15 protein-coding genes are annotated in these 15,625 nt (G+C 40.0%); 9 read left to right on the forward strand and 6 right to left on the reverse strand.

Annotated elements, in window-relative coordinates; translation table 11 throughout:
• Positions 1 to 37: 37 nt before the first annotated feature.
• The 3 genes from B3P17_RS01605 to B3P17_RS01615 form a co-directional block, all read right to left on the reverse strand.
• Complete coding sequence (locus tag B3P17_RS01605; RefSeq protein WP_252639408.1) at positions 38 to 364, reverse strand: hypothetical protein; 327 nt, start codon at positions 362 to 364, stop codon at positions 38 to 40.
• 111 nt (positions 365 to 475) lie between these two features.
• On the reverse strand, positions 476 to 1,114 hold the full coding sequence (locus B3P17_RS01610) for a carboxypeptidase-like regulatory domain-containing protein (protein WP_252639407.1): 639 nt from the start codon (positions 1,112 to 1,114) through the stop codon (positions 476 to 478).
• A gap of 239 nt (positions 1,115 to 1,353) precedes the next feature.
• Entirely contained in the window at positions 1,354 to 2,091 is a 738-nt protein-coding gene (locus tag B3P17_RS01615) for a LexA family transcriptional regulator (protein ID WP_006844631.1), read from the reverse strand.
• A 285-nt stretch (positions 2,092 to 2,376) separates the two neighbouring features.
• On the opposite strand from B3P17_RS01615, the gene B3P17_RS01620 reads away from it, so the two are divergent.
• The 4 genes from B3P17_RS01620 to B3P17_RS01635 all read left to right on the forward strand — a co-directional run bounded on the left by B3P17_RS01620 (position 2,377) and on the right by B3P17_RS01635 (position 4,710).
• Positions 2,377 to 2,712 (forward strand): hypothetical protein, encoded by a 336-nt coding sequence (locus B3P17_RS01620; protein WP_252639406.1) that lies wholly within the window; start codon positions 2,377 to 2,379, stop codon positions 2,710 to 2,712.
• Positions 2,639 to 3,382 carry a hypothetical protein gene (locus tag B3P17_RS01625; RefSeq protein WP_252639405.1) on the forward strand — a complete coding sequence of 248 codons (744 nt, stop codon included), beginning with the start codon at positions 2,639 to 2,641 and terminating at the stop codon, positions 3,380 to 3,382. Before B3P17_RS01620 ends, B3P17_RS01625 begins: the two co-directional genes overlap by 74 nt.
• Positions 3,383 to 3,398: 16 nt before the next feature.
• Positions 3,399 to 3,956 carry a hypothetical protein gene (locus B3P17_RS01630; RefSeq protein WP_252639404.1) on the forward strand — a complete coding sequence of 186 codons (558 nt, stop codon included), beginning with the start codon at positions 3,399 to 3,401 and terminating at the stop codon, positions 3,954 to 3,956.
• Positions 3,957 to 4,104: 148 nt separating this feature from the next.
• Positions 4,105 to 4,710, forward strand: coding sequence for a hypothetical protein (locus B3P17_RS01635; protein WP_252639403.1), 606 nt, complete (start codon positions 4,105 to 4,107; stop codon positions 4,708 to 4,710).
• A gap of 172 nt (positions 4,711 to 4,882) precedes the next feature.
• On the opposite strand, the gene B3P17_RS01640 is transcribed toward B3P17_RS01635, so the two are convergent.
• Positions 4,883 to 5,755: a hypothetical protein gene (locus B3P17_RS01640; protein WP_252639402.1), complete on the reverse strand. Its 873-nt coding sequence runs from the start codon at positions 5,753 to 5,755 to the stop codon at positions 4,883 to 4,885.
• 590 nt (positions 5,756 to 6,345) lie between these two features.
• On the opposite strand from B3P17_RS01640, the gene B3P17_RS01645 reads away from it, so the two are divergent.
• The 5 genes from B3P17_RS01645 (at position 6,346) to B3P17_RS01665 (ending at position 9,686) form a co-directional block, all read left to right on the forward strand.
• Positions 6,346 to 7,770, forward strand: coding sequence for a hypothetical protein (locus B3P17_RS01645; protein WP_291102911.1), 1,425 nt, complete (start codon positions 6,346 to 6,348; stop codon positions 7,768 to 7,770).
• 125 nt (positions 7,771 to 7,895) lie between these two features.
• On the forward strand, positions 7,896 to 8,174 hold the full coding sequence (locus tag B3P17_RS01650) for a hypothetical protein (protein ID WP_252639400.1): 279 nt from the start codon (positions 7,896 to 7,898) through the stop codon (positions 8,172 to 8,174).
• Positions 8,171 to 8,452, forward strand: coding sequence for a hypothetical protein (locus tag B3P17_RS01655; RefSeq protein WP_252639399.1), 282 nt, complete (start codon positions 8,171 to 8,173; stop codon positions 8,450 to 8,452). The genes B3P17_RS01650 and B3P17_RS01655 overlap by 4 nt, the downstream gene beginning before the upstream one ends.
• Positions 8,452 to 8,934, forward strand: coding sequence for a terminase small subunit (locus tag B3P17_RS01660; RefSeq protein WP_291102914.1), 483 nt, complete (start codon positions 8,452 to 8,454; stop codon positions 8,932 to 8,934). The genes B3P17_RS01655 and B3P17_RS01660 overlap by 1 nt, the downstream gene beginning before the upstream one ends.
• Positions 8,935 to 9,272: 338 nt before the next feature.
• The gene (locus B3P17_RS01665; protein ID WP_252639397.1) at positions 9,273 to 9,686 is read left to right on the forward strand and encodes a hypothetical protein; all 414 of its coding nucleotides are present in this window, start codon (positions 9,273 to 9,275) and stop codon (positions 9,684 to 9,686) included.
• 118 nt (positions 9,687 to 9,804) lie between these two features.
• On the opposite strand, the gene B3P17_RS01670 is transcribed toward B3P17_RS01665, so the two are convergent.
• Together B3P17_RS01670 and B3P17_RS01675 are read right to left on the reverse strand one after the other, a co-directional pair.
• Positions 9,805 to 13,815, reverse strand: coding sequence for a hybrid sensor histidine kinase/response regulator transcription factor (locus tag B3P17_RS01670; RefSeq protein WP_252639396.1), 4,011 nt, complete (start codon positions 13,813 to 13,815; stop codon positions 9,805 to 9,807).
• Positions 13,816 to 13,980: 165 nt separating this feature from the next.
• Entirely contained in the window at positions 13,981 to 15,384 is a 1,404-nt protein-coding gene (locus B3P17_RS01675) for a C10 family peptidase (RefSeq protein ID WP_252639395.1), read from the reverse strand.
• Between the last annotated feature and the right edge of the window lie 241 nt (positions 15,385 to 15,625).

The following is a 15,625-nucleotide window of genomic DNA, read 5'->3' on the forward strand; positions in this document are numbered from 1 at the left end:
GCAAATCCGAAAGGACGGTGTGGTGAGACGGTGAGCCTTAATGACTAATTGGGAAAGGTATCTTTTGAACGTCAATAATCGTGTCGTTTTGCAATTTAATATATTTGATGGTCGTATCTATTGGTATCAAATCAGGCTTGGATACTGTGTCGGGCGAGGATATTGATAGTACTTCAATATACAAAGTATCGTTTTTCTTAAAGGTTTTGTATTTGCTAATTCTATAATATGAGTCTAATATGCTTATAGAAAGGGTGTCATCGGTGTGTTTTAAGACTATAATTCCTTCCGAATTATTTGGCTGAAACCGACAGCCTGATACAGTCAGTATAACGAGTGATAGGATAACGTATATAGTCTTCATATTATTTAGTTTGATAAATTGATGATTGTCACTTTATTCGTTTTTCGGGGTTTGCAACTCCGAAGTTTTATCATCAGGATTTAAAATCCAAAAGGACGGTTGCAATAGTATTTATTCTAATGTAATATCTATGTTGCTGCTGTTTTCTCCTTTTATCGTAACTGTCCTCTCTTTTTTATCTAGCATGTCAGAGAATGTAATTCTGACTGAATCTCTATTGGGTATAGTAATTTCGTATACGCCATTGAGCCCGCTGGTTGTGAAGAAAGGGGTTTGCCTAGGAATGAAAGGAAGGTCTTCAACCAAAACATCAACCAATGGTAATGCTTGTCCTTTTTTATTATAAATCTGCCCCTTTATATAATATGCTCCATCTAGAGCCTTGCTTATTAGAGAATCGCAATGGATTCGCTCAGGTGTTTTCTCTAATGTTACATTTATATATTTATCTTCCTTTCTTACATCTATCTCTTTCTTGTAGTAATCTTGAAAATCTTCTAGCCCATTGTAATTAAAATAGAAGAATAGTCTGTGTTCGAAACAGAGTCTGATCGAGTCTCTTTTTCTTACACAAATCCGGAATTTTCCATTATTATCTGTTAAAGAAGATACATATATGGCTTGAGGCGAATTGACTGTTATGTTGTATATGGGATTTCCTTCTGTGTCAGTTACAGTTCCTGAAATGAACTTTTTGCTGCTGCAACTTCCGATTAGAACTAGGATTAAAATAAGAATCAGGTTTTTCATAATAATAAAAATATTTTTGTCCTTCTGGATTGTAAACTTTTTGCCTCTCCTTCATTCTTCGGGATTTTTCGTTCTTTCGTCCTTCGGGGTTTAACTACGTGACACTCCGTTGATTGCTAATTGCAACCCCGAAGCTTTATTATAAGGATTTTAAACTCGTTCCTGCCCGTTTATATACAGGCGACCACAAGGGATCGCCCCTATTGTCTTAATATGCGTCTCTTCTTTTGCTCGAAAAGTTACATCATATTCGATACCCTTTGTATAATATTGAACATCTGCCGTATATCGTTGAAGCTCAACTCGAAGTCTGAATATTCGGGTGAGGTGTTCAGCGAATGGCAGGTGATCGTGCCTTTTTCTATATCCTGATTTATAATCTGTTTGCAGAGGATGGTGTTGTCGAGCACAATGATCCAGTTCGGGTACTCATTCGTATGTAACTTGTCTCTCCAGTGTTCCGATCCCAGTTCACGCCCCAGCACGATGTCGCCGTTTGCGAGGCTTTTGCGTGTATCGTCGTCCATGCTGTCGCCCTTTATCTCAAAGGCCATGTACTTTCCGTGTCCTATCTGGTCTACAATGAAATTGTACTCGTCGAGCGAACCGCTAAATTCGGCATCCCGATAGTCGTCTATGTACTTGGCATAGGCTTTTATCGGTACAAAGGGAACTCGCATCAGGTATTTTCCGTTTGCCAACTCAAAGTATTTCACCCCTGCCTTTGTTATCAGGTAAGGCTCTTCCTTGTCGGCGTCGGCTTTCATCATCGGACCTTCTTCGGTGAGTAGCCAGCTTGCATTTATCTGCGGCAGCCGGGCAAGAATTTTCTCTATCACTTCCAATCCGATCTTTCGGTTTCCGCTTATCCAGTTGCTTGTTGTATTTGGTTTTTCGTCTATCGATCTGGCGAATTCGATGTTAGACCCTTTAAACAAATCTTCCCTTATTTTCTTTATTCTCTCATGTATTTCCATGATTCACTAATCTGTGTATTGTTAAATGGGCGTGTAATGTGATTATTTTGCTTTTCCTTCTTCTTTTCTTTCTTCTTAAGTCTTTGTTAGAAAATGATTACCGAGCTATCTTATTCATTATCTAGGCAGTATTATCTATTCAATCGCAGTTAACTATAATTAACCATAATATTCACGTAAATGTGTATTATGCATTCACAAATATGTGTATATTTGTATTGAAAGTATTATTTACTATCAAATTAAAGAAAATAAATACAATCTGGCAATTAAAATGAAAGAAAAATGGGAGCACTGAAAATTGACTGCTATTGCAATGAAAGACAGATGGCAAGCTTAGTGAAAGCCGTTACCGGCCATTTGTATGAATCCGACAGGTCGGAGATACCCGATTTCGACGATGTGATCTGTGGTGTACGGGTGTGTGTAGAGTTTGAAACATACATGGATACTGTACAGCTGAAAACCTCCGAAGTACTCGATAGCGACTGGGATTTGCTCTACGAAGACTCTGCTGTGCTGACTTCACGCCTGCGAGCTATTGTAGATGAATACAACCGCAACGAGAACGAAGCATGTGAACAGTCGCGGGAGATACTTTCCGACAGATACACAAGCTGATGGGAGTGCAATACGTGCCTCCCCGGCAAGAACTAACCCAACATCGGCTCTAAAACAATTAATCGCTTGTATGAACTACATTGAACTCATAAATCTATTTTGGCAAATCCGCCGTAAGGTGCGATTGAGCTCCAGCGAGGCAGATATGTATTACTTCCTGATGCAGGAGTCGAACGCTCGCCAATGGGAAAACCCTTTCGAGTGTACCAACGGCATTATCTGCGCCACGATCGGTTTTAGCGAAAAGACCATGATAGATGCACGCAACAGGCTAAAAGAGAAGGGGCTGATAGACTTTGAGGCAGGACAGCGCAGGCTTCGTTCCCCCGTATATACACTGTTGTACAACAAAAAAGGGTGCAGACCGGCAAGTAAGAAGCAGGTAAAACCTGAAAAGAAAAGATTGCCCTTTACAGGCGATGAGAACAGTGCAAAATCCGCATTCGTTGTGCCCACCTTCGACCAAGTGCAGGCTTACTGCACGCAAAGGGGCGGGAGAGTAGACGCCCGCAAGTTTATAGACTTCTATACAGCAAAAGACTGGATGATAGGGCGCAACAAAATGAAAAACTGGCAGGCTGCTGTCCGCACGTGGGAAAAATCGGAGGCTTACATGCAGCCCGTAGCCGAGTGTAAACAACAAAAAAGCTTAGGAGATGAACGATTTTAGCGAAATATGCAGCCGAATGAAAGAGCACGATATGCCTGTGCCTCACAGCCAAGTGATGGTGCGTGTGCCCGAAGCTCGCACGGTGCTCTATCACTATATGAAAGACTGTCTGGCGCAGAAAAGGAGTGAACTGCACTGGCTGCCCGAGTACGAAGAGGTAGCAGAATGGTTGGCAGACAATCGGGGGAGGGGGCTTTTTATGTATGGCGACTATGGTCGTGGCAAAACGGTGCTGGGCTATCATGTGCTGCCCGCCATCTTGCTGAAGTATATGAACAAGGTGGTGAATGTGTACGATGCTCAGAAGATGAACAGCGATATAGATAAGCTGCTGAGGAAGCATGTTATAAGCCTCGACGATATTGGTACCGAAGATACTTTGGTAAGCTATGGCAACCGCCGCCTTGCCTTTGCCGAAGTGATGGATGCCGCCGAAAAATACCGAAAGCTGATTATCGTATCCACCAATCTCAATGGTGATCAGATTGTAGCTCGTTATGGTCAGCGGGTGATGGAGCGCATTATTTCGGTTACCCGCCGTATCGAATTTAAGGGGCAGAGCCAAAGATGCTGATTAACAAATAATTTGTGACTATTCATAATTGTCGGGATTCTCGTCCCGATGGGCATCGCCTGCTCTTTTTTGTGCGGTGCTCTTTATTTCAAAAGTGTATTCAACGTATTTATAATCAATTATTAACCATTCTTTATCTTATTATATTATGCTATTATTCAACGTAAGCAAAGGCAACAAAGGGAAAAAGTATTTCAGTAAAAAACGTGATATGTCGGATATCGTTTTTGCCGAAAAGGCAGAAGCTTTCAACCGTTGGTTCGCCGACAATAATAAAAAGCTGACTCAATATCTTGAGGTACGCCGTTCGTACAACTGTGATGTTTTCAACGACAGCTATCTGAAAATGTATGAGAATATTCTCTTCTCGGGAAACAAAATCGAGAATTATATGCACTATTTTATCCGTTCGTATTATACCAACCTGATGGCGGAGGGCATTAAGCAAAACAGATATTGTGAGCTGTTGCCCAACTACGACAAGTCGGATGTAGATAGCGGCTATTTTCGTGAAATAGAAGCCAAGCAAAGCAAGTTGGAGTCGGATATAATGCAATATGTGTATGACAACTACGATATTCGAGATTTTGAACTGTTTAAGATGTATATCTCGCTCAAGCCTGCGATAAATTATAGTTCGCTATCGGAAATTACAGGGGTTAAGGCGCATAATATACAGCGGGCTATCTCGCGCATCAAGAAAGGTGTACTTGCCAATAAGGAGTTTGCAGAAAGGCGTAGAGAGTTGGTATAGATATTTTTACAAATTATTTATATTCTTGCCTGCATAAAAAAATGTTCTGTCNNTGTTTTGCAAGACAGAACATGAAGTATAAGGTTGGGAAGTCCTGATTTTTGCGTAAAAAACGATTTTATATTCCCTTCTAAGAATACAATAATGTGAAGTTAAAGTTTGCTGTGTTTATTTATAATTCTTCTATCAGTAGATAGCTGCCTATCGAGCTCATGTGTTTGGCATCATGTGAAGTTGATGCAGACATGCGCGTGAATCTGTCGTTTGTGGGTCCATTAGCTATCATTCTTATAGTTGCACCTTGTTTTCCTGTGTTTAGTATGCAAATTGGGTTTGTAACCCCGCCATCGTGATAGCCCTCTGTTGACGATTCTGAATATCCCCATGTGGATATTGGTAGCGACTCCACAGTTGGTTTTCCATTCTTCACAAGATAAAAACGACTGGCGATGTATGTCGCGCTTCCTTCGGTGCCATTGGTGAAGATGCCAACGTAGCCTGTTATCTTGAAATCTTTGAACGGGGGGAGGTATATGTCTGTGTTGTTTATAATCTTCAGATCGTTTGCATTTATGCCTTTTATCGAATCCCACACAATGTCTGTAGTCACGGGATTTGTTGAATTGTTCGTTCTGGGAGCGATGATCTGAACGTTTTGTTTGATGGCAACAGCCAGTGTTTTTTCCACAACCGATACCTTTGGTTTTAGGGCTACCCATTTGTATGTAGAGTCACTTAGTTGCCATGTATATATGCCTCGTCCGCTAGAAAATTTGGAGTTGGTGTTGTATACCGTTAGTCCTTCGTTTATAGTGTCTTGTGCAATGTTGTATCCCTCTGCAAACATTGGTAAAAGTTTGTCTGCCTTTGATAAAAATACCCTCGGAAAACCAAAACCTTTTGTAGAGTTTGTACCCTTCGAATCGTTTTCTTTCAGTTGCAAGATGGAACCATAAACCGGTTCGCTCGCACACCCAATGGTTACTTGGGCTTTTAAGAAAACGTTCATATTGATGAGTAATAATATGATTATATATCTGATCATAATAATTAAAATATGATAAGTGGTCTGATGTGCTTGAGTAATCAGCCACTGTAAACTGTAATTGTACTTGTCTCTAAATCCTTCGCAAAGGTAGTATTAAAAAAGGAAATAAAATAATTACTCTCTTTATATTAAGACTTTAGGGAGGGTATTCGTTTTGTTTTTACTTTGTTTCTAGGCTCTATAAAATTAACGGAAGCGTACTAAATACGTTATCTATAGTGTGTTATGTGTTTATAGTTAAAATATACAATAACCTCTATCTATTAGTTATTGAAAAAAGAAATATAGATTTTTTTCGCACAATTTTTCTTTATAGTTTCTCTTTGGAGGAATAATAGACTATCTGATAAATGTTTGAGGGGAACTTTCATTGTCTTGTATATTGCTCACGGCTATAATCCTTGTCTGTCGTACTGAAGAGCGAAGTATTTCGCTATTTCATAAAAAAATATCATCCAAATCGTGAAAAAACCGTCATCTTTTTTCTTCAATATTATCTTATTGTGCACATGTGTTTATTGAATTCAAAACATTTCTAAAAAGAACTATTAAAGTAATTATTAAGCTTATGAAGAAAATTNNCGATTATGGGGCAGACCTTTGTTCGAATTTATCCCAAAGCCAGCTTTGTAGGAGTAACTAAAAAAGGTACTACTTATGCAAAGCAATCTATAGAGAAAGATCCGAAGCGTTTTTTTGTCGGTTACGATGCTACTACCAGTACTTATGGTAGAGGATATTTGGAATTTGATCTTTCATCTTTACCTAAGGATGTTACAATTGTTTCCGCATCATTACAGTTAACAAGTGTGATAGCGTATGATAATAATTTCAACGGGAAGATTAAGCTATATTCATGTGGAAACTACATGGATGCTAATGAGGTTATTTGGAATAGCCTGAAAGGAATAACTAATCTTGATCTCATTAGTACAGATATGCAAAGAGAAGGGTATGGGAAAGCCTTGTCAAATGAAGCGTTGAAGATAACAACGAAGAATGCAATCGGTAAAAAGTTATATTTAGCAATAAATCATGTCGATGAAAGTAAGGTAATAAGATTTACTGGAGATATTAAAGATTTGTATTTGGATATAGAGTATAAAAGTGCAAGCGGCGAAACGGGCGGCAGTACAGGTTTTCCATATATTGATGAAATAATTACCTCCACAGTAGACAATCGACTATTATCATTTACATATCCTGCACATCCTGGAGATACTATAATTTGTTATTGTAAAGTTGTCAACGCTGTAGTAAAAGAAGGTGAGATTTCTTGGACTTATAATAGTGACCATTTAAGAAGAATACCCAACAAATCTGATAATGACTTTAAAAGGATAACCTTTGTAGTTAAATATACTCATACAAATATACGTTCAGAGATTAGGGCAGAATATGGGGTGTTTAAAGCGAGAGAAGAAGTAGAAATAGAAGGTAAGCCTGCCAAAATGATTCCGAGTAGCTCCGCAGTTTATCAAGGGAATAAAATTACTTATACATTAGATATTCCTTCTAATATAAGAGACCAGGTAGTAGTAAATTGGGAAGGCTCAATGCTACTATCTCTACTATCGGGACAGGGCACATGCGAAGCTGTATATTATGCTGCACGTGAAGGTAATGCCATTGCTAAGGCAACAGTCTCCTATAATGGACAAAGCTATACAGTTGAAGACTCCAGTGTTCGCATTATTTTAGATCCAAACCCTAGTACCATTTCTTACAATGCTATCAAGAACTATACCGATATAAGCCGATACGATAGGGTTGGGTCGTTAACATTCGGTAGCGAAATAAGAGGAGCAACCAAATTTCAATGGTATGGAGGTTTTCCGGTCGAATATAAAGGCAGTAAGACAAGTGCATCTGTTACAGTAGATAAGAAGCATATTATAAGTAAGGGATTTGGGATGACAATATGGGTAACAGCAAGTAATGATAAAGAATCTGTTACTATTTATTACTTTGTATCTGTCGATGGCGTAGGTGGATTAGATCCTACGATATAGTAATAAGATCTTATATAAATAATTTTATCTATCCTCCTTCCTTCTTCATAAAGGGAGGAGGATATTTTTCTCTTTCCTTCCCCCAAAAAACTGCATTATTTCTCTACAAAATTATCTTATTATATATGGATGCGCTAATTATCATTATTACGATGCTGTGTTGCATTATCACCTCCCTTTATTGCGGAGTGGTGCTGTCGCTAAGGCTTCCCGAAGTGTGGACTATTCTCGACCGAAAGCCTTTCAATTGTCGTCCCTGTCTCACCTTTCACCTCACATGGATGCTGTTGGGGATATTTGCCTTTGAGAGGCAATCGTGGACTTTGGCAGGTATCGGCATCGTGGTTGCGTTCATTGTATTTTTCATTGTAAAATATATCGACAACAAAAAAATAGTAAAATGACAAATCTAGCATTAAGATCAGAAGTAGAAGCATTGGTACGCGAAGTAGAGAAAACACACCGTTACTCGATGGGCCGTATCTATGGATTATATAATCGGGTTTTCGGCACAAACGAAACCCCTCAGTCGTGTGCCAGTTGCCTGATACGCAAAGTAAGAGAGTTGAAAAACTGGCTTGCTAAAAGCTCCGATAACGAGCATATTGCAGATAAAGAAACTTCCGCAGTGCAATCCGCATCCGCAAAGACAGCAAAGAAACATTTGAAAAAAGATAAATAATGGCTGCCCGCAAAACCTGTTACAAAAGCCGTGAAAACAACGGCAGGGAGATAAGGTATGAAAGCCCGGGTAGCCTTCTCGCACAGGCATATAAATACTTCGAGTGGTGCGACAGCAACCCTTGGCCCAAAGCTGAGCTGATCCGTTCGGGAGCAAGGGTAGGAGAGGGGGTAGAGCTTCCCGTGTCACGCCCATACACCATCGAAGGCCTGTGCGTTTTTTGTGGAATCAGTCTTGCTACTTTCAGCCGATACGAGTCTGACCCTCACTTTGGTGAAGCTATAGAGCATCTCCGATTGACAATCTGTCAGCAGCAGCTCGAGGGCGAATGTATCGGTGTTTACAATGCAAATGCTCTGTCTAAGGTTACAGCCATAGAAAAAAAGGAGGAGGCAGACCAACCTTCCGAATTGGTTATCAACGTGCTGTCTCACGATACAAAAGAAAATTTGGAAAGATTGAAGAAAAACCTATCAGGATAAGGGGTGTTGAGCGATTAACACATACATTCTGTTTTCGTAAACTCATAAAGTAAAGACAATGAGGTTCTTTTTTTGATATTGTAGGTCTTTTATTAAAAATTTATGTTATTTTTATAAAACAAATACAAATATTCTCATTTTAGGGAATCCGTTTAATATAGAGCCTGTTCGTATGGAGTAATGATGATGAGCCTGTGGATATGCAGCGTTTTTAACACAGCGATATTCTTCTCGAAAGCTCATTTATAAGTTAAAAAACTTATTATACATATAATACGTATGTTTCTTTAACTCGGAAGCATTTTAAATCTATTGTTTAACTAAACTTTTTTATGCTTATGAAAAAAATTATTTTAGTGGTTACCCTAATGTGTTTATATATTGGGGGCGTATGTGGACAGAGCTCTGGAGTGAAGCCAGCCGTAGCGAATGGAGAGAAAAGCGATGCAGCCGAAAACTCCGTAGTCTGTGTAGGAGTGCCTCAAACTCCAATTTTGTCTTGTAGTGGAGGGACTACCCTGCAACCAAATTCAACTTATGAACTCCAAGCTATTTCTGCGGGTGCACAAACATATACATGGTCTACAGCTTCAAGTGCAGTAACGTTAGAGCCTACTGATCCTACTTCAAATACCATAGTGATTAGAACAGGTGGAAGTACAGGGATGAGCAATGTGATTATAGTTACATGTTATACCACGAATGAATGTGGTAAAAGTACTACTTCTAGAATAAGACTTAGTTACGAATAAATTTTATTTGATCTATCCTCTCTGCTATTCTATCTGATAAAATAGAATGGCAAAGAGGATATTTTTTCGATTATCTCTTTTCATTTAGCTTAGCTATTTGTATCCCCTACCGAAAATATTACTCCCCGCTTTTCATCTTATTTACAAATTCCTTTGGCGACATGCCATAGCTTTTGAAGAATGCCTTGGTAAAGTACGATGCCGAGTTAAAACCTACGTAGTAAGCCACTTCATTTATCCGCATGTCTGTCTCCAGCAGAAGTTTACATGCTCTTTTCATGCGATAATTGCGCAGGTAGTCACCCGGAGTAACCCCGCAGATGCTCTTTAATTTGCGTTGCAGGTTGGAGCGGCTGATGCTCAGTATATCGGTTAGCGATTCCACGGTGAATGTTTCTTCCGAGAGGTGTTTTTCTATCTCTTCGTTCAGCTTGTTGAGGAATGTTTCGTCACCCCTATTGGTTACCAGGCTTGCGTAAGACGATAGCGGCGAACGGTTGAACGCTTCGAGTATCGCCTTCCTGTTTTCCAGCAAACTCGCTATCTGAGCTCTGAGATATGATATCGAGAACGGCTTTTCGATAAACACATCAGCCCCCGATAACAATCCTTCTACCTTCGCCGTATTCTCGGTCTTTGCCGATAGCAGTATCACCGGTATATGGCTGTAGTTGAGGTCGGCCCTCAGTCGTTTGGTAAACGATATGCCGTCGATGCCGGGCATCATAATATCCGAAACGATAAGGTCGAAGCTCTTGTCTTCGAGTAGTTTCAAAGCTTCGGTAGCACTCAGTGCCGTGTCTACCGTATATTCGTTCTGCAGGCTGTTTTTTATAAATTGTATCATCTCGGGATTGTCGTCTACCACAAGCACGCTGTTCTTGCCGTTGATCGTAGTCAGTCCTCCATCCTCGAAGGAGGTACTTTCACTACTTGCCGTTTCGCTTTGGTCGATAGAAAACTCTTTGGATGTATCAGAGAAAGTGAACGCAAACAATGCGCCGCCAGTTTTGCTGTCTTTTACCTCAATCTTGCCTTTCAGTATCTCTGCCAAATGCTTTACCAGCGAAAGCCCGATGCCTGTACCTACCTTACTGTCGTCTTGCTGCACCTGATAGAAAGGGTCGAATATCAGTTCTTTATGATTGTCGGATATGCCTCGCCCGTTGTCTTCTACAGTCACGGTATATGTCTTATCACTGTTCGGTATAAGAGTAAGGATAATCTTGCTTCGGGTAAATTTCAACGCATTGGTCAGCAGGTTACCTATTATTTTGGTCAGCGCATCCGGATCGGATATTACATCTATTATAGGTTGGGCAGGCATGTGCAGCTCAAAGTCTATCTTTTTGTTCTGAGCCGTTTTTTTAAATCGCTCATACAGTTCGTTGATATGCTCGCTAAGGTTTATTGTTTCGGGATTTACTATATATTTGGTCGAATCCATCTTGCGGAAATCGAGCAATTGATTAATGAGCACCGTCAGCCTGTCGCAGTTTTTCTCTATCATCGAAAGGTTCTGATGAGTCTCCTTGCTGCCTTCGCCCGACGAAATCACCTCTTCGAGCGGTGCGCTGATAAGACTTAGCGGTGTGCGTATTTCGTGCGCAATGGTGGTGAAGAAATCGATCTTCGATTTGAAGGCGAGCGTTTCCTGTTCGGCTTTGTAAGCCTCAAGGTGTTTCTGCTGCTTTATCTTGCTTTTCTTGGTGTAGTACGATACCAACAAATAAATAAAGAATATGACGAGTGCAAAATAAACGAGCCGTGCCGGTATCGACAGCCAAAAAGGCGGCAGTATTTCTATCTCTATTGCTGTGCCCGTTTCGTTCCACAGTCCGTCGTTGTTCGAGGCCTTCACCCTGAAGGTGTATTTGCCCGGCGAAAGGTTTACATAGGTCACGCTCTTGTTGTTGCCCGCATAGTTCCATTCCTCGTCCGTTCCTTCGAGCATATAGGCATATTGGTTTTTAGTTTGCGATATATAGCTGAGGCTAACGTACGATATGGTGAATGACGAACGGTTGTAAGATAATTTTATGCGTTGTTTTTTATTCAGACGGGTTTGTATCTCTTGTTCTTTTTCCGCACTGATATTTCCCAACACACGTATCTGGGTGATCTCTATAGATGGGATGATGCCGTTTTTGTTCTCGCTCAGGTCTTTAGGGTAAAAACAACTGAATCCGTTTATCCCTCCGAAGTAAAATTTGCCGTCTTTGGTCTTGTAGCTCGACTTGTAATTGAACTGGTTGCTCTGCAGTCCGTCGGCTTTGTTGTATATTCTATGGTTTTTGGGGTCGGACGTATTGAAGGTTACCAGCCCCTTGTTACAACTTACCCAGAGGTTGCCGAAAGGGTCGTCGAGCACGCCGTAAATCACATTGTTGGGCAAGCCGTCGTCTTCCGATATATTTTTGAAGTTATCCGTTTTGTAGTCGTAGATAAAAATGCCACGCCCTTCGCTCGAGAATATCACCCGCTTGGTATTGTCGATGTGTATGCTTGTCAGCTTACTGCCTACAATGGGGTTGCTGCGCCCCTGTATCGTGTCGTAGTGTACCCATTTGTTGCGGGTCATGTCGAGCTTTATCGCACCCCTTCCGTATGTTGCCACCCAGAGGTTGCCGTAGTCGTCTTCCTTCATGTCGTATATAAAGCCGAAGGCTTCGGGGATACGCTTAAAGCTGCTGGTACTTCGGTCAAACTTGTTCAGCCCTACAGGAGTACCGACGTATATATCTCCATTCTTGGTTTTGTAGAGCGAGAAGATGCAGTCGTCATTCAGCGTGCTTTCGTCTCTGATCTTGCTTCGGTGGTTGACCAGCGAATGGCTGCGTGTATTATATATGTCTATCCCGCGCGAAAATGTTCCTATCCACAGGTTATCGCCGTCTATCATCAGGGCATGGGTGTTGTGGTATGAAGTCTTTACGGGTTGCGAAAATACCTTTGTCTTGGTATCAAAGTAGTTGAGCCCGCCGTCTTCGGTGGCAATCCAGATATTGGACGAGTTGTCTTCCAAAAACTGGCTGACCGCCTTTCCCGAGAGCAGGTTGTGCAAAACATCGGGGTAGTAAGTCTCTATATTGAGTAGCGAGGTATTCAGATAGTTTACTCCTCCAAAGTAAGTGCCTATCCATATCCCGTTCTCCTTGTCTTTGGCTATCGAGTATACATTTTGGTCGCTGAGGCTGTATTTCACCTGAGGGGCATCGAGTCGTCTTATCGATTTGGTGTCTGTATTAAAGAGGTACAGCCCATCGTCGGAACCGATAAGCAGCGAGTTGTCGGTATATTGAAATATAGAGCGTACGTGCGTAATATAGTACGACTTAGATCCCAGCCCGAAGAACGAAGTGTACTCGTTGGTTTGCTTGTTGAAGAGCCTGATGCCATCGTCCCATGTGCCCAGCCAGAGATTGCCCTTGTTGTCGTCGAGCATGCACAAGATTTCGTTTTGCGAATTATCTTGTATGCTAAACATGCCTTTGGGCGCTTCCAGCTTGCCTTTGTCGGGGTTGTACCTGAGCAGCCCGAGCCTTGTACCTACCCATATCGATCCCGATTTGTCGGTTATGATAGACCACGCGGCGTTCAGCCCGAGCCTGTATTTTTCTATCTCTATGGCTTTCAGTGTCTTTTTTGCGGGGTTGTACATAAATATGCCTTGCGCCATTGTTCCTATCCACAGATTGCCGTCTTTGTCTATGTACAATGCATTTACGGCTGAGGTAACCTCTATGCCGTTGGCGGTCTTGGTATTTATCTTCGCAAAACTCTCGTCGGTCATATCCATTCTGTATAGTCCGGCATCAGTACCTACATAGAGTATGTTTTCTTTTCCTTCGGCAATGCAACGGATGAAGTTGTTGCCCAAAGACTGGTTGTTGTGATTGTTTTTTCTGAATATGCGGAAGTTATCCCCATCGTAGCGGTTGAGTCCGTCTTTGGTTCCAAACCACATGAAGCCTTTCGAGTCCTGTAGGATACAGTACACGGCGTTTTCCGAGAGCCCGTCATCTACCTGAATCTTTCGGAAGTGAAAATTGGAATTTTCCTGAGCAAATAGATTTATGGTATAAAAAACGGTCAGAAAAATGGTGAAAAGTAGTCTTCTGTTTTTCATTTTTGTAAAAATACAGTATATCTGCGAACATACGAACTCTTGGGTAAGCTTATTTTGTGGTAAAAAATAGGTCAAAAATATTAAAAAGGGTCGGGGTTTATCGATTGGAATTAAAAAAATAGAGTCATTAAGAGAATGACTCTACTCTATGTCTTTATAGAATACTTATTTAGGTGCTATATATATAACTTGTTGTTTATATTGATAATTTCCATTCTGAGAGTTGAAGTTATCAAAATTAAACCAACCATTTCCTCCATTAGCTCCCCATCCCCAATTGATATAGAAATATAGGTAACCGTGTCCAGAAGAAGATGCAGGGTTATCCCCTGTAGGCCCTCCCAAAGATGAATATCCGTTAGCCGTTTTATATTCAACAAAATAAGTTAAAGTTAAGTCTTTCGATTTTGCTCCTTCAATTACCCAGGCATGTCCATCTTTATAAATAAGACCTAACCACTCTTTGGTTCTAAAACCACTCATAAAAACAGGCTGCTTTTTATTTAGAAGGTAATTTTCGACATCTGTATGGTTATATCCCAGTGGCACTAAAGGGTTACTGGGTACTGTATTGTAACCCATAGATTGGAAGCCTATTATCGTGTTTTCGTAATCAGCCCCCGAGCCATTACTACCATATTCCATTTCTACGGATGTACCAATATTAGCAATCAACGTTTGTGTATCCACTGTTCCGGTGTAATTAGGCATATTATTCCAGTTATACTTAGTTGGGTGTTTATAAAACTTCATCATCTGTGCCATAGCAATAGCTACACAACCTGCAGGATATTCATTTGGACACATACCATTATAAGGAGAGCCTTGATGCCATACAGTATTAATAAGAGGACCAACTTCTTGTGTAGGTTTAGATTTATATCCAATAATTGTATGTTGGAGAGATGAACCGTACATATTGGCTATATTGCATAAGTTCCGATATTCGGTTGAAGGCAAAAAGTTTGCAGCAGATGATAAAGGGCTAAATGAGAAACTTGGGTATTTTGAATATAATTCTGACAAACGTTGTCTAAACGCCATTTCATCTTCATAAAATCCTTTTGTTTTATTAGATTCCTTCGAATCAAGTTCCTCGTAAAGTGCCCACGAATTATTTATTATACTCGATGTATTTTCATCAAAAGATTTTGTTTTGAGCTCTTTTATTCTATTTTTTACATTTTCAGACCAAATAAATACACCTTGATTTAAGCTTTCATTTATCGTTTCTATAGCGAGCGAATTCTTTTCAGAATATGCTAAAATAGGATAGTACTTCTTTGTTGCACTTACTATCACAAATCCCCCTTCTTTATAATTGATTACATACATTGTAGGAGTATCGGTATCTTTATCTTTTATAGTCTTTATGGAGTTAGCAATATTATTTTTATTATTTGAAACTGTTAAGAAGAATTTATTTGCTACTTCTGAGGCTTTTCTTTCAGAAACAAAATCATCACCTCTGGTTGCGGTTACATTTGTGTCCAAATCAAAATCATCACGGATTTCACTACAACTACTAATCAGAATAGCCACAATGAGAAAAAAGAATATCCTTTTCATATACTTAAATTTTAAAGGTTAATAAAGTTTATAGACTATTAAAACAAATATAAGAGATGCATTTTAATAAAAATATTCAAAATAACATGTATCTGTTAAATGGTTAATATTTACATGTTTTTGAATAAAAAATACAACTTTACACTGTCATTCCTATATTGTTTAAAGGCAAAAGTTATAGTAAGTATTTTCCAACCTAAAAAATAATCATTGTGTGATTTTAATTTCAAAAAATCTTCTT

Source organism: Dysgonomonas sp. UBA7630 (assembly GCF_002483985.1).
Classification (GTDB): Bacteria; Bacteroidota; Bacteroidia; order Bacteroidales; family Dysgonomonadaceae; genus Dysgonomonas.

Bases quoted from the DNA above. Each gene is read 5' to 3' on its own strand.
- B3P17_RS01605 (WP_252639408.1), bottom strand. From the start codon at position 364: ATGAAGACTATATACGTTATCCTATCACTCGTTATACTGACTGTATCA.
- B3P17_RS01610 (WP_252639407.1), bottom strand. From the start codon at position 1,114: ATGAAAAACCTGATTCTTATTTTAATCCTAGTTCTAATCGGAAGTTGC.
- B3P17_RS01615 (WP_006844631.1), bottom strand. From the start codon at position 2,091: ATGGAAATACATGAGAGAATAAAGAAAATAAGGGAAGATTTGTTTAAA.
- B3P17_RS01620 (WP_252639406.1), top strand. From the start codon at position 2,377: ATGGGAGCACTGAAAATTGACTGCTATTGCAATGAAAGACAGATGGCA.
- B3P17_RS01625 (WP_252639405.1), top strand. From the start codon at position 2,639: ATGAATACAACCGCAACGAGAACGAAGCATGTGAACAGTCGCGGGAGA.
- B3P17_RS01630 (WP_252639404.1), top strand. From the start codon at position 3,399: ATGAAAGAGCACGATATGCCTGTGCCTCACAGCCAAGTGATGGTGCGT.
- B3P17_RS01635 (WP_252639403.1), top strand. From the start codon at position 4,105: ATGCTATTATTCAACGTAAGCAAAGGCAACAAAGGGAAAAAGTATTTC.
- B3P17_RS01640 (WP_252639402.1), bottom strand. From the start codon at position 5,755: ATGATCAGATATATAATCATATTATTACTCATCAATATGAACGTTTTC.
- B3P17_RS01645 (WP_291102911.1), top strand. From the start codon at position 6,346: ATGGGGCAGACCTTTGTTCGAATTTATCCCAAAGCCAGCTTTGTAGGA.
- B3P17_RS01650 (WP_252639400.1), top strand. From the start codon at position 7,896: ATGGATGCGCTAATTATCATTATTACGATGCTGTGTTGCATTATCACC.
- B3P17_RS01655 (WP_252639399.1), top strand. From the start codon at position 8,171: ATGACAAATCTAGCATTAAGATCAGAAGTAGAAGCATTGGTACGCGAA.
- B3P17_RS01660 (WP_291102914.1), top strand. From the start codon at position 8,452: ATGGCTGCCCGCAAAACCTGTTACAAAAGCCGTGAAAACAACGGCAGG.
- B3P17_RS01665 (WP_252639397.1), top strand. From the start codon at position 9,273: ATGAAAAAAATTATTTTAGTGGTTACCCTAATGTGTTTATATATTGGG.
- B3P17_RS01670 (WP_252639396.1), bottom strand. From the start codon at position 13,815: ATGAAAAACAGAAGACTACTTTTCACCATTTTTCTGACCGTTTTTTAT.
- B3P17_RS01675 (WP_252639395.1), bottom strand. From the start codon at position 15,384: ATGAAAAGGATATTCTTTTTTCTCATTGTGGCTATTCTGATTAGTAGT.